At 71.8% G+C, this 26,432-nt stretch carries 23 protein-coding genes; 13 read left to right on the forward strand and 10 right to left on the reverse strand.

Annotation, left to right across the window (positions count from 1 at the left end):
• Positions 1-165: 165 nt before the first annotated feature.
• Both NLX86_RS28585 and NLX86_RS28590 read right to left on the reverse strand, forming a co-directional pair.
• The gene (locus tag NLX86_RS28585) at positions 166-1,437 is read right to left on the reverse strand and encodes a zf-HC2 domain-containing protein (protein ID WP_254374693.1); all 1,272 of its coding nucleotides are present in this window, start codon (positions 1,435-1,437) and stop codon (positions 166-168) included.
• A 35-nt stretch (positions 1,438-1,472) separates the two neighbouring features.
• Entirely contained in the window at positions 1,473-2,051 is a 579-nt protein-coding gene (locus tag NLX86_RS28590) for a sigma-70 family RNA polymerase sigma factor (RefSeq protein WP_254374694.1), read from the reverse strand.
• Positions 2,052-2,252: 201 nt separating this feature from the next.
• Between NLX86_RS28590 and NLX86_RS28595 the strand changes: the two genes are divergently transcribed.
• Positions 2,253-2,645, forward strand: coding sequence for an STAS domain-containing protein (locus NLX86_RS28595; protein ID WP_254374695.1), 393 nt, complete (start codon positions 2,253-2,255; stop codon positions 2,643-2,645).
• Positions 2,646-2,763: 118 nt separating this feature from the next.
• Positions 2,764-3,282 (forward strand): EF-hand domain-containing protein, encoded by a 519-nt coding sequence (locus NLX86_RS28600; protein WP_254374696.1) that lies wholly within the window; start codon positions 2,764-2,766, stop codon positions 3,280-3,282.
• 18 nt (positions 3,283-3,300) lie between these two features.
• Here NLX86_RS28600 and NLX86_RS28605 read toward each other — a convergent pair whose 3' ends face one another.
• Positions 3,301-4,890: an AMP-binding protein gene (locus NLX86_RS28605; RefSeq protein ID WP_254374697.1), complete on the reverse strand. Its 1,590-nt coding sequence runs from the start codon at positions 4,888-4,890 to the stop codon at positions 3,301-3,303.
• Between the two features lie 146 nt (positions 4,891-5,036).
• On the opposite strand from NLX86_RS28605, the gene NLX86_RS28610 reads away from it, so the two are divergent.
• The 4 genes from NLX86_RS28610 to NLX86_RS28625 all read left to right on the forward strand — a co-directional run bounded on the left by NLX86_RS28610 (position 5,037) and on the right by NLX86_RS28625 (position 9,243).
• Positions 5,037-6,245, forward strand: coding sequence for an amidohydrolase family protein (locus tag NLX86_RS28610; RefSeq protein ID WP_254374698.1), 1,209 nt, complete (start codon positions 5,037-5,039; stop codon positions 6,243-6,245).
• Positions 6,245-7,399, forward strand: coding sequence for an acyl-CoA dehydrogenase (locus NLX86_RS28615; protein WP_254374699.1), 1,155 nt, complete (start codon positions 6,245-6,247; stop codon positions 7,397-7,399). The genes NLX86_RS28610 and NLX86_RS28615 overlap by 1 nt, the downstream gene beginning before the upstream one ends.
• Positions 7,400-7,404: 5 nt before the next feature.
• Positions 7,405-8,364, forward strand: a complete 960-nt coding sequence (locus tag NLX86_RS28620) for an acyl-CoA dehydrogenase (RefSeq protein WP_254374700.1) — start codon at positions 7,405-7,407, stop codon at positions 8,362-8,364.
• A gap of 396 nt (positions 8,365-8,760) precedes the next feature.
• A complete protein-coding gene (locus NLX86_RS28625; RefSeq protein ID WP_254374701.1) occupies positions 8,761-9,243 on the forward strand; it encodes an ATP-binding protein in 483 nt (160 codons plus the stop codon).
• A gap of 210 nt (positions 9,244-9,453) precedes the next feature.
• Here NLX86_RS28625 and NLX86_RS28630 read toward each other — a convergent pair whose 3' ends face one another.
• Positions 9,454-10,380, reverse strand: coding sequence for a cyclase family protein (locus NLX86_RS28630; RefSeq protein WP_254374702.1), 927 nt, complete (start codon positions 10,378-10,380; stop codon positions 9,454-9,456).
• Positions 10,381-10,463: 83 nt separating this feature from the next.
• Between NLX86_RS28630 and NLX86_RS28635 the strand changes: the two genes are divergently transcribed.
• Genes NLX86_RS28635 through NLX86_RS28645 form a run of 3 tightly spaced genes read left to right on the forward strand, consistent with a single transcriptional unit; the run spans position 10,464 to position 13,712 of the window.
• A complete protein-coding gene (locus tag NLX86_RS28635) occupies positions 10,464-11,375 on the forward strand; it encodes an SDR family oxidoreductase (RefSeq protein ID WP_254374703.1) in 912 nt (303 codons plus the stop codon).
• A gap of 45 nt (positions 11,376-11,420) precedes the next feature.
• Entirely contained in the window at positions 11,421-12,656 is a 1,236-nt protein-coding gene (locus NLX86_RS28640; RefSeq protein WP_254374704.1) for an acyl-CoA dehydrogenase family protein, read from the forward strand.
• A gap of 6 nt (positions 12,657-12,662) precedes the next feature.
• A complete protein-coding gene (locus tag NLX86_RS28645) occupies positions 12,663-13,712 on the forward strand; it encodes a Zn-dependent alcohol dehydrogenase (RefSeq protein WP_254374705.1) in 1,050 nt (349 codons plus the stop codon).
• A 223-nt stretch (positions 13,713-13,935) separates the two neighbouring features.
• Here the strand turns inward: NLX86_RS28645 and NLX86_RS28650 are convergent, their stop codons facing one another.
• The gene (locus tag NLX86_RS28650; protein ID WP_254374706.1) at positions 13,936-14,934 is read right to left on the reverse strand and encodes a GlxA family transcriptional regulator; all 999 of its coding nucleotides are present in this window, start codon (positions 14,932-14,934) and stop codon (positions 13,936-13,938) included.
• Positions 14,935-14,994: 60 nt separating this feature from the next.
• Here NLX86_RS28650 and NLX86_RS28655 point away from each other — a divergent pair, with 60 nt between their 5' ends.
• Positions 14,995-16,308, forward strand: coding sequence for an MFS transporter (locus tag NLX86_RS28655; protein WP_254374707.1), 1,314 nt, complete (start codon positions 14,995-14,997; stop codon positions 16,306-16,308).
• A 32-nt stretch (positions 16,309-16,340) separates the two neighbouring features.
• On the opposite strand, the gene NLX86_RS28660 is transcribed toward NLX86_RS28655, so the two are convergent.
• Positions 16,341-16,988 (reverse strand): flavin reductase family protein, encoded by a 648-nt coding sequence (locus tag NLX86_RS28660; RefSeq protein ID WP_254374720.1) that lies wholly within the window; start codon positions 16,986-16,988, stop codon positions 16,341-16,343.
• A gap of 159 nt (positions 16,989-17,147) precedes the next feature.
• Between NLX86_RS28660 and NLX86_RS28665 the strand changes: the two genes are divergently transcribed.
• The gene (locus NLX86_RS28665; RefSeq protein WP_254374708.1) at positions 17,148-19,634 is read left to right on the forward strand and encodes a SpoIIE family protein phosphatase; all 2,487 of its coding nucleotides are present in this window, start codon (positions 17,148-17,150) and stop codon (positions 19,632-19,634) included.
• Positions 19,635-19,653: 19 nt separating this feature from the next.
• On the opposite strand, the gene NLX86_RS28670 is transcribed toward NLX86_RS28665, so the two are convergent.
• The 3 genes from NLX86_RS28670 to NLX86_RS28680 form a co-directional block, all read right to left on the reverse strand.
• Complete coding sequence (locus NLX86_RS28670) at positions 19,654-20,478, reverse strand: enoyl-CoA hydratase/isomerase family protein (RefSeq protein WP_254374709.1); 825 nt, start codon at positions 20,476-20,478, stop codon at positions 19,654-19,656.
• A gap of 100 nt (positions 20,479-20,578) precedes the next feature.
• Positions 20,579-22,816 (reverse strand): acetate--CoA ligase family protein, encoded by a 2,238-nt coding sequence (locus NLX86_RS28675; RefSeq protein WP_254374710.1) that lies wholly within the window; start codon positions 22,814-22,816, stop codon positions 20,579-20,581.
• 158 nt (positions 22,817-22,974) lie between these two features.
• Complete coding sequence (locus NLX86_RS28680; RefSeq protein ID WP_254374711.1) at positions 22,975-24,135, reverse strand: NAD(P)/FAD-dependent oxidoreductase; 1,161 nt, start codon at positions 24,133-24,135, stop codon at positions 22,975-22,977.
• A 184-nt stretch (positions 24,136-24,319) separates the two neighbouring features.
• On the opposite strand from NLX86_RS28680, the gene NLX86_RS28685 reads away from it, so the two are divergent.
• Positions 24,320-24,772, forward strand: a complete 453-nt coding sequence (locus NLX86_RS28685) for a DoxX family protein (protein WP_254374712.1) — start codon at positions 24,320-24,322, stop codon at positions 24,770-24,772.
• Positions 24,769-25,251 (forward strand): Zn-ribbon domain-containing OB-fold protein, encoded by a 483-nt coding sequence (locus NLX86_RS28690; RefSeq protein WP_254374713.1) that lies wholly within the window; start codon positions 24,769-24,771, stop codon positions 25,249-25,251. The genes NLX86_RS28685 and NLX86_RS28690 overlap by 4 nt, the downstream gene beginning before the upstream one ends.
• On the opposite strand, the gene NLX86_RS28695 is transcribed toward NLX86_RS28690, so the two are convergent.
• Positions 25,203-25,892 (reverse strand): pyridoxal 5'-phosphate synthase, encoded by a 690-nt coding sequence (locus NLX86_RS28695; RefSeq protein WP_254374714.1) that lies wholly within the window; start codon positions 25,890-25,892, stop codon positions 25,203-25,205. The two genes, NLX86_RS28690 and NLX86_RS28695, sit on opposite strands and share 49 nt — an antisense overlap.
• Positions 25,893-26,432: the final 540 nt, after the last annotated feature.

Raw genomic sequence — 26,432 nt, forward strand, 5'->3', positions numbered from 1 at the left:
CCCCCCCCCGCGGGCGCCCCCCCCCCCCCCCCCGGGGGGGCCCCCCCCGCCCCCCCGCCGCCCCCCCCCCCGGCCCCCCCGGGGGGGGGGGGGGGGGGGGGGGGGGGCAGGTTGCCGCTGAGACGCGGTCGATGGCCCGGCAGACGGACGGTTCGAGCCTCCCCCTCACAACCTGGACAGCGAGGCCGCCGCGAACAGTACGTCGCGGATCGCCTCGCGGTCGCCGTGCTGGCCCGCCGCCGCGTCCTGTGGGGAGATGTGGCCGGCGGCGAGCCGGCAGAACTCGACACTGTCCAGCGCGATCTGGGCCACCGTGTGGTCCGGCGATGTGGTGGCCGCCGGGGAGTCCAGCGCGATGTACCAGTTGCCGCCGCCCGAGCCCTCCACCTCCAGGTGGAGGGTCCGGCCGGGGGAGCCCGCCGCCACGAGGTGCCGTGCGGGTGCGGCGAGCCCGGCGCGGCGGCGCTCCGCGAGTGCGCTCGGGAGCAGCCGGGCGGCGAGGTCGATCATGCGGTTGAGGTGGGCCCCGGCCGGCGGGTCGTACGGGTAGTCCACCGCGTCCGCGATGTCCCCCGCGTGCACCCAGCACTCGAAGGCGCGGTCCAGGAAGGAGTCCCGCAGGGGCAGTGCGGCGCTCCCGTACGGGACGGAGAGTTCGGCCACACCGCGGCCCGCGAAGGAGACCGTGCGGATCAGTGTGTGGCCCTGCTCGCGCCACGGCTCGCGGACTCTGCGGGTGAACGGGTAGTGGGACGACCGCCAGTACGCCTCGGTGCGCTCACCCGGTGTGCCGGGCGAGTCCGGTGCATCGGGGCCGAGCGGGTCGTCCAGGCCGAGGGCGGCGGCGACCAGGCCGTCGACGGTCATCAGGTGCCCGATGACACCCGCGACCGTCGTCTTGCGGCTGACCTGCCGCTCGCCCTCGAACCACTTGAGCCGTACCGGCGCGTGCCACTCGGAGTCGCCGATGTCCCGCAGCAGGGCGTCGAGCCGGGCCGTCTCCGCGTCGTACGGAGCGGCCCACACCGGTACCGGGATACGAGCGGGCCTGCCGGCGAGGCAGCCCTCCAGGACCCTCGACCGCAGCAGCGGATCGAGATCGAGGCTCTCCTCGGCGTGCAGGAGTCCCACCGCGTCGCGGAGCCGCAGCGCTTCGTCGGCGCACGGGGCGCATTCGGTCAGGTGGTTCTCTACGGCGACGGTCTCCTCCGCGGAGCAGGCGGACAGTGCCCAGGCACCGAGCAGCGACTTCAGCACCCGGTGGGTCAGTGGCGCCGGCGGCACCGCTCCCTGACGCCCCAGGGGCACCTGACGCCCCTGGGGCACCTGACGCCCCTGGGGCACCTGACGCCCCTGGGGCACCTGCGGCTCCTGGGGCAGGTGGAGGTTGTCGGCCGCCGGCCGCGGGCCCGGTATGCGCGGCTGCTTGTCGTCCATACCCTCGGGTTCCGGCTCTCCCTGCGCGGGCCCGTTCACAGCGCGCGTCCGTATCCGGACGGTGATGATCCTTCGACCGGCCGGGTGTTGGCGGTCGAGAGCAGTTGCAGTCCGAGGCGCAGGCGCCTGCGCGCCTCGTCCTCCGTGACGCCGAGGTCCGCCGCGGCCTGCCGGTAGTCCCGGCGCTGGAAGTACGCGAGTTCCAGCGCGGCCCGCAGCGGCGCGGGCATGGAGGTGACGATGTAGTCGGCGCGGGCGGCCGCGGAGGCGTTGCGTACCTTCTGCTCCAGCTCCTCGCGCGAACCGCCGCCGTCCGCGAGGGAGGCCGCCTCGGTCTGGCGCAGCCGGTTCACCGCCTGCCGGTGGGTGAGCCGGGCCACCCAGGAGCGCATGGAGCCCTGCTTGGGGTCGTACGCGTCCGGGTTCTCCCAGATGTAGCCGAAGACCTCGAGGGTGATGCGGTCGGCCGCCTTCTCGTCGCCGAGCACCCGGTGGGCGAGGCTGTGCACGAGCGAGGCGAACCGGTCGTACAACTCCCCGAGCGCCGCCGCCTCACCGCGTGCGAGCCGCTGCTGCATCCGGCGGTCCCAGCGGGGTGGTGCGTCCTTCGGCATACGGCCCCCAGCCTTGTGTCGCAGCCCTGTGTCGACCCTTCGAATGTAGTGGCCATGGGCCGCGGCGCACTCCCCTTTGCCGCAAAGTGCGCCCCTGGCGTGCGCGGCAACGGTAGGGATCCCGCCGCGTTTCAGGTGCGTACGGCGGGGCAGCCGCCAGGGAACGACTGATTCCGGATCCGACGGCGAGAGGTGTGGCACGTGTCGCTGCTGAACGTGAGCGAGGGGGACCGGGGAGGCTGGGCCGTGCTGTACATCTCCGGCGAACTGGACCTGGTCACCTCACCCGAAGTCCGCAGATGCGTGCACGACGCCGTGGCGGAGGGCCGCCGCGCGGTGGTGCTGGACCTTTCCGGCGTACTGTTCTGCGACTCCAGCGGTATCGGGGTGCTGATCGCCACGCGCCGCCTGATGCGCTCCTGCCAGGGCCGGCTGCGGCTGATACTGCCCGCCCAGGGCGCGGTCGAGGGCTCCCATGTGAACCGGGTACTTGCCGCGCTGGGCGTACGACGGCTCTTCGACGTCTATCCGGACATCGACTCGGCGGTGGACGAGGAGGCGCAGCCGCTCGCACTCGGGCGGCCGGCCGGCTGAGGTTGCGGTTGATCAACACCTTGCCCGCTTTCCTTAACTTCCCGGCCATGCAGGCCTTACGCTCCGTCTGACCGCAAGAGACTGCACCCCACCTGACACGTGAGGCGGAAGGCCGAAAATGGACAGCGCAGAGTACGAGCGCAAGATCGCCGCCCGATTCGCCAGCTTCGACCAGGATGGCAACGGCTACATCAACCGCGAGGACTTCAGCGCGGCGGCGAAGGCCGTGCTCGCCGAGTTCGGGACAGCGGCCCGCTCCGACAAGGGACAGGCGGTCTTCATCGGCGCCGAGGCCTTCTGGCAGGGCATGGCCGGCATCGCCGACGTGGACGGCGACCAGCGGGTGAACCGCCAGGAGTTCGTCACCGGAGCCGTGAAGCGGCTGCGCGACAACCCCCAGCGCTTCGCCGAGATCGCGCGCCCGTTCCTGCACGCCGTGATCGCAGTCGCGGACGAGGACGGCGGTGGCGCGACCCCGGAGAGCGCCGCCCGGGTGATCAGGGTGCTCGGAGTCGACCCCGAGGTGGCCCGGCGGGCCGCGGAGGCGCTCGACGCGGACGGGGACGGCAGGATCAGCGAGGACGAGATCATGGCCGCGTTCGCCGCGTACTACACCACCGCCGAGCCGGACGCCTGACGGGTCTCTCGGCCGTTCTCAGGTGTAACGCTCGCGCAGCTTGTACTTGAGGACCTTGCGCAGGGCGTCGTTACGGGGGAGGGCCTCGACCAGCTCCAGCTGCTCCGGCAGCTTGTGCACGGACAGGCCCTCGGCCCGCAGGTAGGACGTCATCGACTCCAGGGTCAGCTCCGGGGTCGGCTCCGCGGTCCGCGCGCCGGAACCCGCCGCCTGTTCGACGACCGCGCACACCCGCTCGCCACGGGCCTGGTCGGGCAGGCCGATCACCGCCACATCGCCGACAGCCGGGTGCCGGTGGAGCAGGTCCTCGATCTCCCTGGCCGAAATGTTCTCGCCCTTGCGAATGATGATGTCCTTCAGCCGCCCGGTGAGGACGAGATGGCCACTCGCGGTGAGATGGCCGACGTCCCCGGTGACGAGGAAGCCGTCGGCGTCGAAGACCTCGGCGTTCTGGTCCGGGTTCAGGTAGCCCCGGCAGACCGCCTCGCCGCGCAGCCGCACCTCGCCGTCCGTACCGGCGGGCAGCGGCTTTCCCTCCTCGTCCGTGATGCGTATCTCAATCCCCGGGGGCGGCCGGCCCTCGGTGGTCGCGAGGTTCTCCGCGCTGTCGTCCGGCGCGCCCATGGTGATCATGGGGACCTCGGTCATGCCGTAGCCGTGAGTGAGCTGGACGCCCATCTCCCGTACGACGGCGTGGTAGATCTCGGGCGGTTTGGCGGCGCCTCCGCCCGCCAGCAGCCGTAGGCTGGGGATGAGCTTCCGGCCGGGTGCCTTGCGCTGTTCGGCCAGGAACATCGAGTAGAAGGCGGTACTGCCGCCTGCCGTCGTCACCCCGTGCCTGCGGTAGCCGTCGAGCGCGTCCGGCAGGGCGAACTTCTCGAACAGGACCGCCGGGAAACCGTACAGCAGCAGCATCACCAGATAGTCCGGGCCGCCGATGTGCGCGAACGGGAACGCGATCGACCCGATGTCGTCCGGCCCGAGCCGCAGCGCGTGCGCCAGGCAGGAGCCTCCCGCGACCAGGCTGCGGTCGGTGTGCAGGACGCCTTTCGGGTCGGAGGTGGTGCCGGAGGTCCAGTAGATCCAGCGGACCGTGGTGCCTTCGGCGGGCGGTGGGGGGAGCGCGCTCGGGTCCGCGTCCGGCAGGTTCTCGTACGCCTCGATTACGACGAGGTGGTGCGGCAGCGCCGACGCGAGGCGGTGGGCCATCGCGGTGTGGTCGAAGCTGCGCCACTCGCCCGGTACGGCGAAGAACCCGGCCCTGGACTCCCGTAGCGCGAAGCCCACTTCGCGGTCCCGGTAGAAGGGGATGACCGGCGACTGCACCGCGCCGAGCCGGGCCAGCGCGACCGACAGCAGCACGGTCTCGATCCGGGTGGGCAGCTGCCAGGCGACGACACTGCCGGGGCGGACTCCGAGCTCGTACAGGCCGGCCGCCACCCGCTCGGCGCGGTCGCGCAGCTCGCCGAAGGTGAGGCGGCGGTCGTCGGCAGGCTCGTCGGCCGACTGGATCAGCACGGGCGCGTCGGGGGTGAGGGCGGCGCGGCGGGCGACGAGCCCCCACAGGGTCGCGGTGCCGTCCAGTTCCTGCGCGGTACTGCCGGTCATTTCCGGTCCCTCCCCAAAGTCCACAACTGACGGACAGTCAGATCGTGTCGAGAGCGTAGGGCTCACGCGCTTGTCGGTCCAGAGGGTGCGGGGCTAGCCTCTTTCTGACGACCCATCAGAAACAGTCGGGTGAGGGGACCCCCCAAATGGAACTGCCTCGGATCATCAGCGTCGACGACCATGTGATCGAGCCCGCCCACCTCTTCGAGACCTGGCTGCCCGCCAAGTACCGCGACCGCGGCCCTCAGCCGCTGACCGCAGGCATCGGCGAACTCGCCTACACCGGCGGCAAGTACGTGGTCACCATGGACCCGGACGGGCCGCCGACCGACTGGTGGATCTACGAGGACCTCAAGTTCCCGTACAAGCGCAACATCGCGGCCGTCGGCTTCGACCGCGACGACATGACGCTGGAGGGGATCACCCGCGCGGAGATGCGGCGCGGCTGCTGGGACCCGGCCGAGCGGCTGAAGGACATGGACCTCAACCATGTCGAGGCGTCCCTGTGCTTCCCGACCTTCCCGCGCTTCTGCGGCCAGACCTTCGCCGAGGCCAAGGACAAGGAGGTCGCCCTCGCCTGCGTCCGCGCGTACAACGACTGGATGGTGGAGGAGTGGTGCGGTGACAGCCGGGGCCGGCTGATCCCGCTCTGCATCATCCCGCTCTGGGACATCAACCTCGCCGTCGCGGAGACCAGGCGGAACGCCGCTCGTGGCGTGAAGGCCGTGACCTTCAGCGAGATCCCCACCTATCTGGGGCTGCCGTCCATCCACTCCGGCTACTGGGACCCCTTCTTCGCCGTCTGCCAGGAGACGGACACGGTCGTCAACATGCACATCGGGTCCTCGTCGCAGATGCCGGCGGCCTCGCCGGACGCCCCGCCCGCCGTGCAGGCGTCGCTGTCCTTCAACAACGCCATGGCCTCGATGACGGACTTCCTCTTCAGCGGGGTGCTGGTGAAGTTCCCGCGGCTCAAACTCGCCTACAGCGAGGGCCAGATGGGCTGGATTCCGTACGCCCTGGAACGCGCCGACGACGTGTGGGAGGAGCACCGGGCGTGGGGCGGGGTGCGCGACCTCATCCCCGAACCGCCGTCCACGTACTACTACCGGCAGATCTTCTGCTGCTTCTTCCGGGACAGGCACGGGATCGCCTCGCTCGATGTCGTCGGCCGCGACAACGCGACCTTCGAGACCGACTACCCGCACGTCGACTCGACCTTCCCGCACACCAAGGAGGTCGCCCTCGACCACGTCAAGGGGCTCGACGACGAGACCGTGTACAAGCTGATGCGGGGCAACGCCATCCGTATGCTCGGCCTGGACTTCGACAAAGCAGACAAGCCGGGCCACTGATGGACCTCACCTGCACCGATGCAGAGGAAGGCTTCCGGGCACAGCTGAGGGCCTGGCTCGCGGCCGTCCTGCCGACGCTGCCGCCGAAGCCCTCGCCCGACAACTGGCCGGGCCGGCGGGCCTACGACCTCGGCTGGCAGCGCAGGCTGTACGACGCCGGGTACGCGGGGCTGCACTGGCCCGTGGACGCGGGCGGCCGGGGCGCCACACCCACACAGCACCTGATCTTCCTGGAGGAGACCGAGCGGGCCGGCGCCCCGTACGTCGGCGCGAACTTCGTCGGCCTGCTGCACGCCGGGCCGACCATCGCCGCCGAGGGCACCCCCGAGCAGCGGGCGCGCTGGCTGCCGCCCGTGCTGCGCGGCGACGAGGTGTGGTGCCAGGGGTTCAGCGAGCCGGACGCCGGTTCCGATCTGGCCGCACTGCGCACGCGGGCCGTGCGGGACGGCGACTCGTACGTGGTCAGCGGCGCCAAGATCTGGACCTCACATGCCGAGGTGGCCGACTGGTGCGAGCTCCTGGTGCGTACGGACCCGACTGCCCCCAAGCACCGCGGGATCAGCTGGCTCGCGCTGCCGATGGGCGCGCCCGGGGTGACGATCCGGCCACTGCGCACGCTGGCGGGCTCCACGGAGTTCGCCGAGATGTTCCTCGACGAGGTACGGGTGCCGGTGGCCAACCGGGTCGGCGCGGAGAACGACGGCTGGCGCGTCACCATGGTCACGCTGTCCTTCGAGCGGGGCACGGCCTTCGTGGGCGAGGTGGTGGCCTGCCGCCGGACGCTCGGCCAACTCGCCGCTGCGGCAAAGGAGAACGGCCGCTGGGACGATACGGTGCTGCGCCGGAAGCTCGGCCGGCTGCACGCCGAGTTCGCGGCGCTCTGGCGGCTCACCCAGTGGAACGTCAGCGAGTCGGAGGCTACGGGCGGCGTACCCGGCGTCGGCGGCTCCGTCTTCAAGCTGCGGTACTCGCACGCCCGGCAGGAGCTGTACGACACGGCGGCGGAGGTGCTGGGCGCCTCCTCGCTCGATGCCGGCCACGAGTGGACCCTCGACCGGCTCTCCTCCCTCTCGTACACGATCGCGGCGGGCACCTCCCAGATCCAGCGGAACATCGTCGCCGAGCGCATCCTCGGCCTCCCGAAGGGCCGGTGACGCGCGTGCACTTCCAACTCACCGACGACCAGCGTGACCTGCGACGGGGCATACGGGAGCTGCTGGCCGCCCGCTTCGGCCGCGAGGCGCTGCGCGCGGCAGTGGACTCCCCGCCCGCCGGTCTTCGGTACATGTGGACCGTCCTCGCGGAGGCTGGGTTCTTCTCGCTGCGGCTGGCCGAGAGCGACGGCGGGGTCGGGCTGGGCATGGCCGAGGCCGTGCTCGTACACGAGGAGGCCGGGCGGGTGCTGCTGCCCGGGCCGCTCGTCGTCAGCCAGCTGGCGGCCGGGCTGGTGAAGGGCGCGGCGGAGGGTACGGCTGTCGTGACCGCCGTCGACCTGGCACGTGGCCCGGGGCAAGCCGGCCCGCTCGTCGCGCACGCGGACGCCGCCGACAGCGTCCTGGTCCTGTACGGGGACACCGTCCGCGTCCTGCCCGCCGCCTCCCTGGACGCCGAACCCCTCCGGTCCGTGGACCCGTTGACCCCGCTGCACCTGGTACGTCGTACACCGCTCCCGGCGGGCGGCCCGGTCGCCGCCGGGGCGGGCGCGGCCCGGCTGCGGCGCGAGGCCGCACTGCTCACCGCCGCCCAGCAAGTCGGCAGCGCCTCCGGGACGCTGGACATGGCGGTCCGGTACGCGCGGGAACGTGAGCAGTTCGGGCAGCCCATCGGCGGCTTCCAGGCCGTCAAGCACCTGTGCGCGCAGATGCTGGTACGGGCCGAGCCGGCCCGGACCGCCGTGTACGCGGCCGCGGTCACCGGGACGGCGACCGACATCGCCGTCGCGAAGCTGCTGGCCGACGAGGCGGCCGTACGCAACGCGCGCGACTGCCTGCAGGTCTACGGCGGCATGGGCTTCACCTGGGAGGCGGACGTCCATCTGCATCTGAAGCGGGCCTGGGTACGGGCGAGGGAGTGGCAGACGGCACAGGAGGCGGAGGAGCTGCTCGCCGAGGCCATCTGACGGGTTGCCCGGCCGCCCGGCGGCCACGGTCCGTCGATACCGGGTTGTGTCCTTACCGCGACTCGTCACGGCCAGGAGTCGGGGCGGTGCTCCGGTACGCTCCGTGGGGTGCGAGTGGTGGTGAGGCGCGACTGTCCCGGAGTTGCCTGTGCGGCGGCTCCGGCGCGGCGAATGCGCGCCGCTCGCCGTGCATGGACGCGCCGGGCGCGCCCCTGTTCGACTCCCCGCAGTGTGCGTCGCACAGTATGCACCACGCATACTCCTTCGCGCTGGAATATGCCCGAAGCGCTTGTTGTGGTGACTGTACGTCAACCATGCTGTCTCGTAAGGGGATCACGTTCCGTGACCCCGCGTAGGCGCGAGGCGATGTGTCCGCCGGTTCGGATGGTGTGAGCGGTGCAGGTGCTTCAGGTTCAGCTGGAGGTCGGAGCGGATCCCGCGGAGGTGGGGCGGGCCCGTAGATGGGCCCGCTCGCGTCTCGCCGGGTCCGGTATAGGAGACGACGAGCCCCTGGCCGAGACGCTGATCCTGCTCATCTCGGAACTGGTCACCAACGCCGTGGTGCACACCGGCTGTCCGGCGGTGCTGCGCATGCTCTTCGGCGCGGCGGACCCCGGAGCCGACGCCGCCGGCACGGTACGGGTCGAGGTCGCCGACATCAGCTCCTGCCCGCCCAAGCCGCGGCACGCGGAGGGCGACGACACGGGCGGCCGCGGCCTGGAGCTGGTCGACGGGCTCGCGGACCGCTGGGGTTGGCAGCCGGAAGGCGCGGGCAAGCGCATCTGGTGCGAGGTCGACCGCGGCGCGGCAACGGGGTCCGAGGGGGCGTACGGGCCCGGGGCGTATGAGCCGTCGTGCGCCGTCACCAATCGGGCGTGACTCGCATTCCACTAACGGGGTGTTGACGGAAGGTGGCCGGTTGATCACCCTTGGATGAGCGATTCGTCGCGAGGGGACGCCGAGGGAACCTTCGAACCATCCTCCTCGGCGAGTGCGGGTCGCGGTCGGTCGGATGGCGGCCCGCCGTGCCGTGCTCGGGGTGCGCATGAGCGCGCGCCGCCATCCGCAAGCCTCTCGCCCCGGCAGTGTTCAGAGCACGGCGACCGGTGCGACCGGAGTGCCCACCCCGCCCACGAACGGCTCGGGCATCGCCGAGAGCAGGAAGCTGTAGCGCCCAACTTCTGCACAGGCTGTGGACAACTTTTCGAGATTCCAGTTCTGGCCCTGCAGCATGCCCATCTCGACCAGGTCCAGCGCGTGTACCGGCAGCCACAGGTTCTCGATCTCCGGCGGGAAGATCTCGAAGGTGAGCGTGTCGTTGGCGACGGCCGCGACATCCCGCGCGTGGAACCACTCGGGGGTACGGATCGACAGCCCCGGTGACGGATACCCGTACGCGTGCTTGTCGCCCGCCAGGTACACCTGGATCTGCCCGGTGCGTACGAGCACGATGTCGCCCGCCCGTACGGTGGTGCCGGCCAGTTCCTCCGCCGCCGACAGGTCCTCCGGGGTCACCGCGTGGTCCCCGGCCAGCCGGGCCACTCCCCGGGCCCGCGCCACATCCAGCAGTACGCCGCGCGAGACGATGTGCCGTGCCTTGTCGATCCCGCTGAACTGCGCGCGGGTGTGCGGGGTGATGGTGTCGGCGGGGCGGCCGTTGTAGATCTTCCCCGAGTGCGAGACATGGGTCAGGGCGTCCCAGTGGGTGGCGGCCTGGAGCCCCATCGTCACGGCGTCGTCGCTGCACGCGACCGTGCCGGGGCCGAACAGCTCCTGGTTGATCTGGACCATGGAGTGCAGCGGGTTGACCCGGCCCGGGATCGCGCCCGTCTGGACGCCGTCCTGATGGAGGGGCAGCGCGAGCGGGATCCGGCGGCCGGTGCGTACGGTCGCGGCGGCCTCCCGGACCACGTCGTCCGTAATCAGATTCAGCGTGCCGATCTCGTCGTCGGCTCCCCAGCGGCCCCAGTTGTTGACGCGCTTGGCGATGTCGTGGAACTCGGCCGGTAGTGACATGGCGCCTCCTGGGGCTTGTGCTCGGACTCCTGATGGCCCATAAAATCTAACGGTCCGTCAGAAATCTCGGGAAGGGGCCGGGCGTGGGGAACTTCTTGGCAGGCAAGGTCATCGCCGTCACCGGCGCCGGCCGGGGCATCGGACGGGCGGTCGCGGTCGCCGCGGCAGCCGAGGGGGCCCGGGTCGTCGTGAACGACTACGGCGTCTCGATCGAGGGCGGCGAACCGACCAGCCAGATTTCCGAGTCGGTCGTCAAGGAGATCGAGGCGTCGGGCGGCGAGGCGGTCGCCGTCGCCGACGACATCTCCACGATGGCCGGCGGACAGCGCATCGTCGACACGGCCCTCGCGCGGTACGGGCGGATCGACGGCGTCGTCTGCGTGGCCGGCATCCTGCGCGAGCGCATGCTCTTCAACATGTCCGAGGAGGAGTGGGACCCGGTCGTCGCCACCCACCTGAAGGGCACCTTCACGGTCTTCCGCGCCGCCTCGGCCGTCATGCGCAAGCAGGGCACCGGCACCCTGATCGGCTTCACCAGCGGCAACCACCAGGGGAGCGTCGCCCAGGCCAACTACAGCGCCGCGAAGGGCGGGATCATCTCGCTGGTCCGCAGCGCGGCACTCGGCCTGCACAAGTACGGGGTGACGGCCAACGCGGTCGCGCCGGTGGCCCGTACCCGGATGTCCGCCAACGTGCCCATGGAGCTCAAGGAGATCGGTGAGCCGGAGGACGTGGCGGCGCTGGTCACCTACCTGCTGAGTGACCGGGCACGGGAGGAGGGGATCACCGGCCAGGTGTATACGATCGCCGGACCCAAGATCGCCGTATGGGCGCAGCCGCGTGAACTGCGTGCGGGATACGCGGAGGGGGCCTGGACGCCGGAGAAGATCGCCGACTTCCTGCCGGGCACGGTGGGCACCGACCCGATGCCCCTGCTGGCCCAGCTGGAGGCGATGGCCGCGGCGGCGGCGAAGAAGGACCGCCCCAACGCGTAGGCGGTGCGCGGTGCGGGGACGACATCCGGCGGGAGGCGGGGCCGCGTGGACTTCAGCTTCGGTGACGAGGACGAGGTGTTCCGGGGGGAGGCACGGGCCTGGCTCGCAGGGCACCTCACCGGCGAGTTCGCCGCCGCCGCCGGCCGCGGGGGCCCCGGAGGCGAGCACGAGGCGGTCGCCGCGCGCCGGGCGTGGGAGCGCGAACTCGGCGCGGGCGGCTGGATCGGGCTGGGCTGGGACGGGCTCGGCTGCGACGGCGGTGGCGGGCCCGGGCCGTATGGCGGCCACGGGCCGTACGGCAACCGGCGGGCCACGCTCACCCAGCAGGTCGTCTGGGCGGAGGAGTACACGCGCCTCCGCGCCCCGGGCCGCGTCGGCCACATCGGCGAGAACCTGCTCGCCCCCACCCTCATCGCCTACGGCGACGAGGCGCAGCGCCGCCGTTTCCTGCCCGGGATCGCACGCGGCGAGGAACTCTGGTGCCAGGGATACAGCGAGCCCGGCGCGGGCTCGGACCTCGCCGGGGTCCGCACTGCCGCGGTGCGCGAGGGCGGCACGTACCGGATCAGCGGGCAGAAGATCTGGACCTCCCTCGCCCAGGACGCCGACTGGTGCTTCGTGCTGGCCCGTACCGAACGCGGGTCCCTGCGCCACCGCGGGCTGTCCTTCCTCCTCGTCCCCATGGACCAGCCGGGGCGGATCGAGGTACGGCCCATCCGCCAGATGTCGGGGACGGCCGAGTTCAGCGAGGTCTTCTTCGACGGCGCGACGGCACGCGCGGAGCACGTCCTCGGCGGTGAGGGCAACGGCTGGATGGTCGCCATGGGGCTCCTCGCGCTGGAGCGCGGCGTATCGACACTCGCCCAGCAGATCGGCTTCGCCGAGGAGTTGAGCCGTGTGCTGCGGACGGCCCTCGACACGGGCGCGGCAGCCGATCCGGTGCTGCGGGACCGGCTCGTCCGCCAGTGGGCCGAGCTCCGTGTCATGCGATGGAACGCCCTGCGCACCCTGGGCGGTTCCGTGGATTCCGGCGCCCCGAGCGTGGCCAAGCTGCTGTGGGGCGGCTGGCACAGGCGACTGGGCGAGCTCGCTGTGCAGGTGCGCGGTGCGGCGGCCACCGCCGGACCGTACGACTGGGCCGAGGTGCGGCCGTACGAACTCGACGAAGAGCAGCGGCTGTTCCTCTTCACCCGCGCCGACACGATCTACGGCGGCTCGGACGAAATCCAACGCAACATCATCGCCGAGCGGGTGCTCGGCCTGCCCCGAGAGTCCAGGTGAGTGGTGATGAGGGGCGTCGTATTCGACGGCCAGCAGCCCCAGGTGGTCGACGACCTGGAGATACGGGACCCTGGCCCCGGCGAGGTGCTGGTCGCGGTGGCCGCGGCCGGGCTGTGCCACAGCGATCTCTCCGTCGTCGACGGGACGATTCCCTTCCCCGTGCCGGTCGTCCTCGGCCACGAGGGCGCGGGCGTCGTGGCGGCGGTCGGCCCAGGGGTCACCCATGTCGCGACCGGCGACCATGTGTCGCTGTCCACCCTGGCCAGCTGCGGGGCGTGCGCGGAGTGCGACCGGGGGCGGCCGACGATGTGCCGTAAGGCGATCGGGATGCCGGGTCAGCCGTTCTCGCGGGGCGGGGAGCCGCTGTTCCAGTTCGCGTCGAACTCCGCCTTCGCCGAGCGCACGCTCGTCAAGGCCGTCCAGGCGGTGAAGATCCCGCCCGACATTCCGCTGACGTCCGCGGCCCTGATCGGCTGCGGGGTACTGACCGGCGTGGGCGCCGTACTGAACCGGGCGCGGGTCGACCGCGGCGACACGGTCCTCGTCATCGGCACCGGAGGGATCGGCCTCAACGTCATCCAGGGCGCCCGGATCGCGGGCGCGCTGAAGATCGTCGCTGTCGACGCGAACCCGGCGAAGGAGGCGGTGGCCCGCCAGTTCGGCGCGACGCACTTCCTCGACTCGACCGAGGGCGTCAGGGAGATCCTGCCGTCCGGCGCCGACCACGCCTTCGAGTGCGTCGGGAACGTGCGGCTGATCCGGCAGGCGATCGACCTGCTGGACCGGCACGGCCAGGCGATCCTGCTCGGCGTCCCGGTCGCGACCGCGGAGGCGTCGTTCCTGGTCTCGTCGATGTATCTGGACAAGTCCATCCTGGGGTGCAGGTACGGATCCGCCCGGCCACAGCGGGACATCGCGCTGTACGCGGAGCTGTACCGGGAGGGCCGGCTGCTGCTCGACGAACTAGTCACGAAGACCTACCCGGTGGAGGACTTCGCCAAGGCGGCGGACGACGCACACCACGGGCGGGTGGCGCGGGGCGTACTGACGTTCTGAGGCCCGCGAGTGCTCCGGTCCGGTGTGCGGGTCCGCTTATGCGGCAGCGGGCAGCGGGCGGCAGGCAGCGGGCGGCGGTTACGCGGTGAGCGCGCTGCTGACCCGCGCTGCCCTGAGCGTGGCCGCGCCGTCCGCCGCGATCCTGGGGGCGCTGACGCTCGTACCGACCGGGATCAGCCGGCGGGGGGAGCCTCGGCGGCCCGCTCCGAAGGAGCCGTCCCCCTCAACTGCCGGACCCTGCCCGGAACGTGCGGCGGTAGACGGTCGGTGGGACCCCGAGCGCGGCCTGTAGGTGCTGGCGCATCGACTGGGCGGTGCCGAAGCCCGCGTCCCGCGCCACCCGGTCCACCGACAGGTCGCTGGACTCCAGCAGATGCCGGGCCCGTTCGACGCGCTGCCGCACCAGCCACTGGCCGGGGCTGACGCCGACCTCCTCGCGGAAGCGGCGCGTGAACGTCCGTACGCTCATCGACTCCTGCTCGGCCATGTCGCGCAGCTGGATCGGCTCGTGCAGCCGGCCCAGCGCCCAGGCCCGTGCCGATGTCGTGGTCGCGACCTGCGGTTCGGGGAGGGGCCGCTGGATGTACTGGGCCTGCCCGCCGTCCCGGTGGGGCGGTACGACCGTACGGCGCGCGACCTCGTTGGCGACGGCCGTGCCGTGGTCGCGCCGCACGATGTGCAGGCACAGGTCGATTCCGGCGGCCACTCCCGCCGAGGTGAGCACGTCTCCGTCGTCGATGAACAGGACGTCGGCATCGACCCGGACGGACGGGAAGAGCCGCTGGAAGTGCTCCGCGGAGGACCAGTGGGTGGTGGCGGGACGGCCGTCGAGGAAGCCCGCGGCGGCGAGGACGTACCCGCCGGTGCAGATGGAGACCATGCGGGTGCCGGGGCGTACGTACGAGAAGGCCGTGGCGAGTTCGTCGGTCAGCCGGCCCTCGGAGTAGACCGGGCCGAGCTCGTAGGAGGCGGGTACGACGACGGTGTCGGCGGTGGCCAGCACCTCGGGGCCGTGCTCGACGGTGATGGCGAAGTCGGCGTCCGTACGGACCTGCCCCGGCCGGACCGAGCACGTGACGATCTCGTACAGAGGCCGGCCGGCCGGGTCCTTGGCGCGGCCGAAGATCCGGTGCGGAATGCCGAGTTCGAAAGGAAGCAGCCCGTTCAGGGCCAGCACCACGACGCGATGCGGTTCTCCGGTTGTGCTGCCTTCTTCGGCCATGGCCCGATCCTATCGAACGCTGACTTCCGGGCCACTCGTCCGGGGCGATCTCCCGACCGGATGCTGTGTGACGTGACGCAGACAACCGGACTCCCCGCCCCCGAGCAGATCCCGCCGGCCCGGCGCCCCTTCCGTATCCACCGTGCGTGGTTCGTCGCGGCGGTCACCTTTGTGACGATCATCGGGGCCGCCGCCTTCGCCTCCCTGCCCGGCCTGCTGATCGAACCGCTGCACGAGGAGTTCGACTGGTCACGCGGCACGATCGGCTTCGCCGTCTCGGTCAACCTCGCGCTGTACGGACTCACCGCACCCTTCGCCGCGGCGCTGATGGACCGCTTCGGTATCCGTCGCGTCGTCGCCGTCGCCCTGACCGTCATCGCGGTCGGCTCCGGCCTGACCGTCTTCATGACCGAGTCCTGGCAGCTGATCCTCTTCTGGGGCATCCTCGTCGGCCTCGGCAGCGGCTCGATGGCGCTGGCCTTCGCGGCGACGGTCACCAACCGCTGGTTCGTGGCCCGGCGCGGCCTGGTGACCGGAATCCTGACGGCCGCCGGGGCCTCGGGTCAGCTGGTGTTCCTGCCGCTGCTCGCCTGGCTGGTCGAGAACCACGGCTGGCGGCCCGCCGCGATCACGGTCGCGCTCGCCGCGCTGGCCGTCGTTCCGTTCGTCTGGCTGCTGCTGCGCGACCACCCCGCGGACGTGGGGCTGCCCCCGTATGGAGCCGAGGAGGTCACGCCCAAGCCCGCCCCGGTGCCGGGTGCGGCGCGCCGGGCCGTCACGGTGCTGTTCTCGGCCGCTCGGACCGGCCCCTTCTGGCTGCTCGCCGGCACCTTCGCGATCTGCGGCGCCTCGACGAACGGCCTGGTCAAGACACACTTCGTGCCGGCCGCCCATGACCACGGCATGCCGATCACGGCCGCGGCGTCGCTGCTCGCGGTGATCGGCGTGGTCGATGTCGTCGGCACGATCGCCTCCGGCTGGTTCACCGACCGCTTCGAGGCGCGCCGGCTGCTCGCCGTCTACTACGCCCTGCGCGGCATCTCCCTGCTGTTCCTGCCGATGCTGCTGGCCCCGTCCGTCCACCCGCCGATGCTCTTCTTCATCGTCTTCTACGGCCTGGACTGGGTCGCCACGGTCCCGCCCACCATCGCGCTGTGCCGCGAGCACTACGGCGAGGACAGCGCCATCGTGTTCGGCTGGGTCCTCGCCTCCCACCAGGTGGGCGCGGCGGCGGTCGCCTTCGCGGGCGGCGTGGCCCGGGACGCCTTCGGCTCGTACGACGTGGTCTGGTACGCCTCGGGAGCCCTGTGCGCGGTGGCGGCGCTGATGGCCCTGATCATCCGCCGACGGCCGGCGGCCGCGTCACCGGCCTGATGGACGAACCACCCGTACAGGTGAACGGTCGCTCAGGCGATGAAGCGGCCGAACCTCCCCCGGTGGAAGAGCAACGGCTCGGACCCCTCCCTCGCGCCCAGCGCCGCGACCCGGCCGACCACGATCAGGTGGTCGCCTCCGGTGTGGACGGCGTGGATCGTGCAGTCGATCCATGCCGGTACGTCGTCGAGCCGGGGCGAGCCCGTGACCGGGGACGGCCGGTGGGCCACGCCCGCGAACTTGTCCGCGCCGCTCACCGCGAAGCCGCGGCACAGCTCGCCCTGGTCCGCGCCGAGGATGTTGACGCAGAAGACCCCGGCGCGGGCGATGCGGGGCCAGGTCGTCGACGTACGGGCGACCATGAACGTCACCAGGGGCGGGTCGAGGGAGAGGGAGGCGAAGGACTGGCAGGCGAAGCCGGCCGGTCCCGATGCCCCGTCCGTGTCGGCGTCGGTGTCGCCGTCGGAGTCGGAGTCGGTGTCGCCGTTGGCGGGCGGGGCCGTGATGACGGTGACGCCGCTGGCGAAGCTGCCCAGGACGCGGCGGAGCTCGGCGGGATCGACCGGCGATCGCTCGTCGTCGCCGACGGCCCGCAGGTCCGGGCGCGGCAGCGCTTCGACGGGCTCCGCGACGGTGGCGGCGCCCACGGACCTGAGGTATCGGACGACGGTGGCCGCCATCCCTGCGTGTCCCATCACACCATCCATTGAACCTGACGCATCGTCAGATTGGAAGCCCCGGTCCCTCTGCCTCGCTCCCACAGCCCGCGAAGACGCAAAATGGAGTGGAGCAGTGGATGCCGGGATGCCCAGGAACGGAGCGTCGAGCCGGTGCAGGCTTTGACCAGGCAAGTCTTTGCCTTTTGCGGGGCTGAGCTGGCCGCTGTCTATACGTTGGACGAAGCGGGCGAAAAGCTTCATCTGGCCGAGGTGGTCGGAGGCGGCCGCGGCGGCTCGTACGGGCTGCCGGCGGTCTTCGTCCTGGCCGGCCGCTCCCCTGTCGCCGACGCGTTCCGCACCGGCCGGCCCGTGTGGCTGGGCCCGGCAGAAGTCGCGGCCTACGGCGCGAGCGGCCCCCGTACCCTTTCGGACCCGGTCCTCCCCAACGGTTCCGGGACATGGCCGGCCAATGTCTCGCTGGGCGCGCTCCCGCTGGGAGGCGACGCCGGAAAGCTGGGCTGCCTGGTGGTCGTGGGTGCGTCCGCAGAAGGCTTCGACGCCGACCGCCGCAGTCTTCTGGAGCTCTACGCCGACCAGGTGACCGCGGGCCTCGAAGCGGTAGCGGTCCGCGCCACCGGGCGTACAGAACGGCGGACACGTCTGGCCCCCGGCCTGGTGCCTCTCCGGAGCGGCGCGTTCACCCTGCTGCTGGAGACCGGGGGCATGGAGGCGGACGCGCAGGTGCTGGAGCTGCTCGGCATCGCTCCGGAGCACTTCGACGGACAGGTGGAGACCCTGCTCGCGTGCGCCGTCCCGGACGACGTACCCGCGCTGATGTCCGTCGTGGAGCCGGGCCGGCTGTCCTCCGCCGACCAGCAGCTGGCGTTCCGTATCCGCCGGCCCAACGGCGAGCTGCGCTGGCTGGGACTGCGCTGCCGGGTGTTCGTCGGCGCCGACGGCCGACCGGAGCGCATGCTGGGCGTCGTCGCCGACGCCTCGTATCTGCGGCCCAGCGCCGACGAGGTCTCCATGGTGCAGCGCCTTTCCGCCACGCTGGCCGGCGCGACGACGATCCGGGATGTCAGCAGGGTGGTGGTCGCGGCCCTGCGCGCCCCGCTGCGTGCCAGTCGGGTGGCGGTCGCCGAGCTGGAGGCCGACCGGCTCGTGGTCACCGTCCTCGACCCGCCGGAACCCGATGCCTGGCCCGACCTGTGGCGGTCCGAATGGCGCTCCGAATGGCCTGACGTCTCGTGCCACGCCCTGCCCACCCTGGAGAACGCGCTGCGGGAGGGCCATGTGAGCCTGTGGCCCCCGGGCGCCGCCCTCGAACCCGGTCTCGCGGGCATCGGCCCCGGCGGGCTCGCCGTGCTGCCACTCCCTGCCGACGGCCGGATGGTGGGCGTATGCCTGGTGGGGTGGGACGGCGAGCACCGGTTCGGGCCGGAGGAGCGGTCGCTGCTGACCGCGGCCACGGGCCTGGTCGGGCAGGCCCTGATGCGCGCCCACGCCCTGGACGCCCGGCACGAGCTGGCCAGAACGCTGCAGCGCAGTCTGCTGCCGCGGAAGCTGCCGGTGCTGCCGGGCGGGGTGGCCGTCGCCCGCTATCTGCCCGCCACGGTGGGACTCGAAGTGGGCGGGGACTGGTACGACGTCATACCGCTGCCCGATCATCATGTGGCGCTCGTCATCGGGGACGTGCAGGGGCACAGCGCCGGAGCCGCCACCATCATGGGCCAGATGCGTACGGCAATCAGGGCCTACGCGGTGGAGGGCCACCCGCCCGACGTGGTGATCTCCCATGCCAACCGCCTGCTCGTCGGCATGGAGACCGATCTCTTCGCCACCTGCTGCTATGTGGACCTGGACATGGAGGAGGGCGTGGCCTGGTTCGTCCGGGCCGGGCATCCGCCGCCGCTGCTGCGCCACCCCGACGGCCGCACCGAGGAACTGGAGATCCAGGGCGGACCCCCGCTGGGGGTGGTCGCGGACGCCGAATTCCCCATGACCGAGGGCGGGTTGGTGCCAGGTTCCCTGCTCACCCTGCTGACGGACGGCCTGGTCGAGTCGGCGAACCTCGAACTGGAAGACGGCATGAGCCGCGTGTGCGAGGTGCTCGGAGCGGCCGACCCGGCCGATGTGGGGCGGGTGGCCGACGAACTGCTCTTCGGGAGCGCGAACCGGCGCGACGACGATGTGGCGGTGCTGCTCCTGCGCTACGACGGCACGCTCGAACGGCCGATACGAGTCAGCTGGTCGGTGTGGCGGCTCCCCGAAGCCGTGATGCACGCCCGCCGCTTCACCTCCCGCACCCTGCGCTCGTGGCGTGTGGCGGAGGAGCGGGACGTGGCCCTATTGGTGGTGTCCGAGCTGGTCACCAACGCCATTGCGCATACGCAAGGGGAGGTCCGGCTGGATCTGACACTGGCCGAGAACCGCCTGCGGATCGCCGTGCACGACGCGTCCCCTCGTACGCCCGTCAGGCCGGCGAGCGCGGTGGACTGGGAGGCGACCGGCGGCCGCGGGATCCTCATCGTCCAGGCCGTATCGGAGTCCTTCGGGTCGGTCCCGCTCGGTGGCGGCAAGCAGGTGTGGGCCGAGATCCCCCTGACACCGCCGCCACTGCCACCGCCGCCACCACTGCCACCGCCACCGCCAACATCTGCCTAGAGTCCTCGGTACTTGGGCGTCAGAGCCCCCGGTACTTGGGCGTCCGGCGCTCTACGAAGCTCGCCACGCCCTCGTTCGCGTCCGAGGTGGTCATGTTGATCTCCTGGGCGGTGGCCTCCGCCGCGAACGCCGTGGCCCGGTCGGACTCCAGCGAGGCGTTGACCAGCTGCTTGGTCAGGGCAAGCGCGCGCGTGGGGCCCTGGGCGAGGCGCTCGGCCCACGCGCGGGCCGTCGCCGTCAACTCCTCGGCCGGGACGACCCGGTTGACCAGTCCCAGGAGCACGGCCTCCGTCGCCGGGAGCGAGTCCCCGAAGAACATCAGCTCCTTGGCGCGCTGCGGCCCGATCAGACGGGGGAGCAGGTACGCCCCGCCGCCGTCCGGCACGAGTCCTCTGCGTACGAACACCTCGACGAACTTCGCGGACTCCGCGGCCAGTACGAGATCGCAGGCGAGCGCGAGATGCGCGCCGATGCCGGCGGCGGTGCCGTTGACGGCGGCGATCACCGGCTTCTCGCAGTCGAGTACGGCGCTGATGAGCCGCTGCGCCCCGAGCCGGATCATCCGGGCGACGTCCCCAGCCACCCGGTCCCCGGTGCTGGGGGCCCCGCGCAGGTCGGCGCCCGCGCAGAAGCCCTTGCCGGTGGCGGTGATGACGACGGCCCGGACGGCCGGATCGGCGGAGGCGTCGGAGAGCAGGGAGATGACGCGCTCACGCTGGTCCCAGGTGACGGCGTTCATCGCTTCGGGGCGGTTGAGGGTGATCCACGAGACGCCGTTGTCAGTGGCGTGCAGTACCAATGAGTCAGCGGATCCACGAGGGGGCTCACGGGGGGAGTCGGTCATGGGAATGCTCCATTTCCGGGGCGGGGAAGCGGGTCATGGCGGGTGGCGAGCCGCCGTATGGCGAGCCGCCGTGTCGACGCGGCGGCGGTGGCGCCGGCTCTCATCGGCATACGGCCAGCGCATCGAGCGCCACCGCGCCCTGGCCACGGGGCAGCACCATCAGCGGGTTGATGTCGAGCTCCGACAGGTCGTCGCCCAGTTCCAGTGCCATCCGCTGGACCCGGAGGACGACCTCGACCAGCGCGTCGACATCCGCGGGGGGCGCCCCCCTGACCCCTTCCAGCAGTGCGTGGCCGCGCAGTTCGCCAAGCATGGCGCGCGCCTGTTCCTCGCCGAACGGCGGGACGCGGACGGCGGCGTCGTGCAGGACCTCGACGAGGACACCGCCGACGCCGACCGTGACGGTGGGGCCGAAGAGGGAGTCCCGCGTCACGCCGACGACCATCTCGACGCCGCGCTCGACCATCTGGCAGACGAGGATCCCGTCCAGCGGGATGTTCTCGTACCGCGCGATGTCGGTCAGCTCGCGGTACGCGTCGCGGATCTGGCTGGCGGAGGTGAGGCCGATCTTGACCAGGCCGAGTTCGCTCTTGTGCCCGAGCTGCGGCCCGGACGCCTTCATGACGACCGGGTAGCCGACGAGCCCCGCCGCCCGGACGGCCGCCGCCGCGCTGGTCACCAGCTGCTCGCGGGGTACGCGGATGCCGTACGCCCGAAGGAGCTGCTTCGCCGCGTGCTCGCTCAGTTGCCGGCCCGGGTGCATCAGGGCCTGCGCCTTGCGGAAGGACGGCGAAGGGGTGCGCGGTGCGTCGTCGAACGGGGAGCGGTAGCCGGCGGTGAAGCGGTGGTGGTCGAAGTAGGCGCGTACGGCGGTGATGCAGTTGCCGAAGGTACGGAAGGTGGCGACCCGCGACGAGCCGAGCAGGGTGGTGCGGTAGGCGTCCTCCGTGCCGACGGGCGAGCCCCACACCACGCAGATCAGCTTGTCCGTGGCCTCCGCCGCATCCACCAGGTCCTGCGCGAGCTTGTCGCTCATCGGCGGGAAGGGCCCGGTGATCGGGCAGATCAGGGCGCCGACGGAAGGGTCGGCCAGGATGGCGTCGATGATCTTCCGGCCACGCCAGTCGCCGACCGGGTGGCCGCCGTTGTCGACGGGGTTGGCGACGTTCAGGTACTCGGGTATCCACTGGTGCAGCTCGGCCTGCTTGGCGTCCGACAGCGGGGGCAGTCGCAGGCCCGCCTCCGTCGCCAGGTCCGAGAAGTGCGCGCCCGTGCCGCCCGAGATCGAATACACGACGACCCCGTCGGCCCGCGGTTTCCGGGCCCGCGCCAACAGTGCGGCGGTGTCCTGGAGTTCGTCCAGGCCGTCGACCCGGATCACGCCGAACTGCCGCATGGCCGCGTCCACCACCTTGTCCGCGCCGGTGAGCTTGCCGGTGTGTGAGGCGGCCATCCGGGTGCCGGTCTCGGTGCGGCCGACCTTGACCGCGACCACCGGCACGCCGTTGCGCGCAGCGCGGTCCGCGGCGAGCAGGAAGGAGCGGCCGTCCTTCAGGCCCTCGACATACGCGGCGATGGCGCCGACCTCGGGCTGTTCAGCGAAGTACGAGATGAAGTCGGAGGTCTCCAGGTCGGCCTCGTTGCCGGTCGGTGCCCAGTGGGAGACCCGGATGCCCAGCTCCTGGAGGGTGTAGACGGGCCGGCCCTGGTGGCCGGACTGGGTGATGAGGGCGATGGCCGGGCCGTCGAGGTCGTCGCGGAACTTCTCGAACGCGTTGAGGTTGGTGTTGGGGCCCAGCAGCCGCATCCCCGACCGCTCCACAGCGGCGGTGAGCCGGGCCTGTGCGGCGGCGCCGGCCTCGCCGGTCTCGGCGAAGCCGGAGGCGAAGGCCACCGCGAACTTCACCTTGGTCTCGGCGAGTTCCTCGATGACGGGAAGGGGATCAGCGACCAGCAGTACGCCCAGATCGACCTGCTCCGGCAGGTCGGCCACCGAGGAGGAGCAGGGGAGGCCGAACACGGAGGTACGGGTGGGATGCACGGGGTGCAGCCGGGCGCCGACGCGTTCGGCCCAGGCGATGAGCTGCCGGGTGATCCCGGTATTCGGCCTGCCCTCGGCGTCGGAGGCGCCGATGACGGCCACCGACTCGGGCCGGAAGAACCGGTCGAGGTCCGGGACGGCGGCGTACAACGGCCGGCCGCTGACGTCCCGGCCACCGTCCGCCGACGCGTCGGACGGGGCGGCCGTGGAGTGGACGGCGACGCGGGGATGCTCCCCGCAGGCCTCGACACGTGCGCGGAAGTCGGTGGTGAGGGTGCCGTGAGTAGATCCAAGCATCGTTCCACCCGCTCCTGCTCGATGACTCTACATAACTGACGCATAGTCAGATTACTGAACTGGCGTCGCGTCAGGAACAGGGCTGCAGCGGAATCTGTCGTAGCCGGCGTGGGATCCACGTTCTCATGAGCCGGTCCGTCATGGGTTGAGCCTGAGGGCTACCTTCCGGCGCGCTCGTCGGTCTTGTTCACCGCCTTCGCGATCCGGACCGCGTCCAGGGCCATTTCGCGGAACATTCCGCTGATCGGGTTCGTGAATCCGGTGAAGTACAGGCCGGGCACCCCGGTGGGCGTTCGTGCTCCGTGGGTGACTGGGCGGCCGCGTTCGTCCAGTACGCCGAGGTGGCCGACCAGCCCCTCGAGCGCCCGCTCGTAACCGGTGGCCGCGATGACCACCTCGGGGGTGATGTGTGAGCCGTCTGCCAGGAGCACCTTGGCGCCGTCGAAGGAAGCGACGGTGGCGACCGGTTCGACGTGGCCTTTGCGTACCGCGTCGATCAGGCCGGCGTCCTGGACCGGGATCGCGCCGTCCTTCACGCGGGAGTAGAGCCCGGTGTCGGGCCGGGGCAGGCCGTGCGCGGAGAGGTCCGGAACCGAGATCCGGCCCAGCAGCTTCCCGGCCCGGTCCACCAGCGGGGTGGGCAGCCGGCGCACCAGGATGCCGGTCCGCTGGGCGGGCCAGCCGGCCGTGGAACGCCGCACGATGTGCGGGACGGTACGGACGGCCAGCCGTACCCGCGCCGCGCCGCCCTCGACCAGGTCGACGGCGATCTCCGCGCCCGTGTTGCCGACGCCTACGACGAGGACGTCCTTGCCGGCGTAGGGGGCGGCGTTGCGGTAGTCGCAGGCGTGCAGCAGTTCCCCGGCGTACGTGTCGCGGCCGGTCCACTCGGGCAGCCGCGGGGTGTGGTTGTAGCCGGTGGCGACGACGACCGCGCGCCCGGTGAGCTCGCGGCCGCCCGTCGCGCGCAGCAGCCAGCCGGCGCCATCGGGGGCGCGTTCGACGCGGGTCACCTCGACACCGGTGACGATTTCGAGTTCGTGGTGCTCGGCGTACTTCTCCAGGTAGCGGACGACATCGTCCCGGCCGACCCAGCGCCCGAACGACCGCGGCATGGCCAGGCCGGGAAGCGCGGAGAGGCGGCGCGTGGTGTGCAGACGCAGCCGGTCGTAGTGGCGCCGCCAGGAGGCGCCGACGCTGTCGGACTTCTCTAGTACGACCGCGCGCAGGCCGCGCTCGCGCAGCGCGGCAGCGGCGGCGAGACCACCGGGCCCGCCGCCGATGACGTACACGGGTCTGTCATGGGTGCTGTCGGCCATGATGCGTGAGCGTAATCGCACCCTCTGTTGATGGGTCTCGGTCAAGACCTGAATCGGTTGCGAATTGATCACGGACGGGAGGCGGTTCGCGGCGCGCGGCCATCTCGCCGCGTCCGTACCTCTTGCGCGACCGGCCGCGGTCCGCTGAACTGACGTACCGTCAAAAATGCGGGGAGGGTGCTTGATGCAGACCATCTGGCTCGGCGGCGCGGAGTGGCTCGCCGTGCTCCGGATCGGCCTCGGCCTGTGGTGGCTGGAAAGCTGGCGCCACAAGGACAAGAAGGGCTGGTTCGAGCGCGGTACGGGTATCGCCTGGGCGGCGGACGTCGCGGGCAAGCACCGGTGGCCCTTCGTGCGGACCGGCTTCCGGAAGGTCGTCGAACCCCGCCCCAAGGCGATGGCGTACCTCGTCGTTTATGCGGAACTCGCCCTCGGGCTCGGCCTGGTCGCCGGATTCCTGACCCCGGTCGCGCTCGTAGGCGGCCTGCTGCTCAACCTCCTCTACCTGGTCCTGATGATCCACGACTGGGCCGAGCAGGGGCAGAACGCCATGATGGCGCTCATCTCGCTCGTCGCGCTGTTCGCCATGAGCTGGCAGGCGTGGTCCCTCGACAACGCGATGGGGCTGTTCCTGTGAGTACGCCCGCGAGCACGCCTCCTGGTCCGGCCGATGCCCGCTTCGACCTCCCCGAGCCCGACGCGTTCACGCGCCCGTACTGGGAAGCGGCGGCGCAGGGCCGGCTGCTGCTGCGCCGCTGCTCGGCCTGCGGCCGGGCGCACCACTACCCGCGGGAGTTCTGCCCGCACTGCTGGAGCGACGACGTGACGTGGGAGCCGACGAGCGGCCGCGCCACGCTCTACACCTGGTCGGTGGTCCACCGGAACGACCTGCCGCCGTTCGGCAGCCGCGTCCCGTACGTCGCTGCCGTCGTCGACCTCGCCGAGGGCCCCCGGATGATGACCGAGGTCGTCGACTGCGCGGCGGCGGACCTCCGGATCGGCATGGCGCTGGAGGTCGCCTTCCGCAACGAGACGAAGGAGGTCGCGATCGCGGTCTTCCGGCCCGATCACGGCCAGAGCAGCTCGCGGACCCAGTCGTCGCCGTCGCGCCGGTAGCGCAGACGGATGTGCCGGCGGCGTTCGTCGCCCTGGAAGAACTCGGCCTCGTCCGGGGCCAGTACGTAGCGGGTCCAGGTGGGCGCGGGCGCGTCCGGATCGGACTGCGCCCGCTCCCAGGCGGCCGCGGACTCGCGCGCCAGTTCCTCGTACGAGCCGAGTACGTCGCTCTGCCGCCCAGTGAGGGCCGCGGCGAGCGCGCCCGTCGAGCGGGCCCGCAGATCGGCCCGGCTCTCGTCCGGCCCGGTGGCGGTTACCCGGCCGCGCAGCCGCACCTGGCGGCCGACGGCCGGCCAGTAGAAACCGAGCGCGGCATACGGACGCGCGGCCAGCTGGCGCCCCTTCGCGCTGGTCGCGTGTGAGGCGAAGTGCCAGCCGCGCGCGTCCGCGTCGTACAGCATCAACGTCCGTACGTCGGGTCGTCCTTCGGGGTCCACCGTCGCGAGGGACATCGTGTGCGGCTCGGCCTGCCCGGCGGCCGCGGCGTGCGTGAACCACTGGTGGAAGAGGGCCAACGGCTCACTGGGCGCGGTGTCCGGATCGAAGCCGGGCAGCTCGGTGTCCCACACACGGAGGGAGTGGAGCACATCGCGGAAGGCGGCGGCCTGCTGCGGTGCGTCGTGGTCGCTCATGTCGCTCATGTGCCCATTCCACACCACGCGGGTTGTGTGTACGTGAGTGAGCGGTTCGGCAGTGAACGGTACGGCGGGGCGGGGCGGGGCGGCGGGGGCTGGTGGTCGGGTGGTTCTGTTTCGTGTCCGTCCGCGGGGTGGTGGGTGGTTGGGGGCGGAGGTTGGCCGGGGGCGTGGACCGGTGGGGCCATCCGTGCCCAGGAGCGGTGGTTCGGGTGTGGGGCCGCCCGGTCGGTGATTGTGGGCGGCTGCGGGCCGGGCGTCAAGGGCGCTCCCTTTGGTCGCGCAGCGACGCGACCAAAGGGAGCGCCCTTTACAGGGAGACGTGGCCCGCCATACTCACAAACCGGGCGGCCCCGGGTTTCCCCTCCGGTCCTCGCCCCTGGCGAGGAGTGACCCCCGGCCCCCGCACCGCTAGCCCCCGACCCCCGGCCCCCGCACCGCTAGCCCCCGACCCCCGGCCCCCGCACCGCTAGATGAATGAGTCCAAGGGATGGCCTGCGGACATAGGACGAGGGCGTCCAATGTCAGTGTGTGAAGACAGACCTG

Source organism: Streptomyces sp. A3M-1-3, assembly GCF_024213665.1.
In the GTDB taxonomy this organism is placed as follows: Bacteria; Actinomycetota; Actinomycetes; order Streptomycetales; family Streptomycetaceae; genus Streptomyces.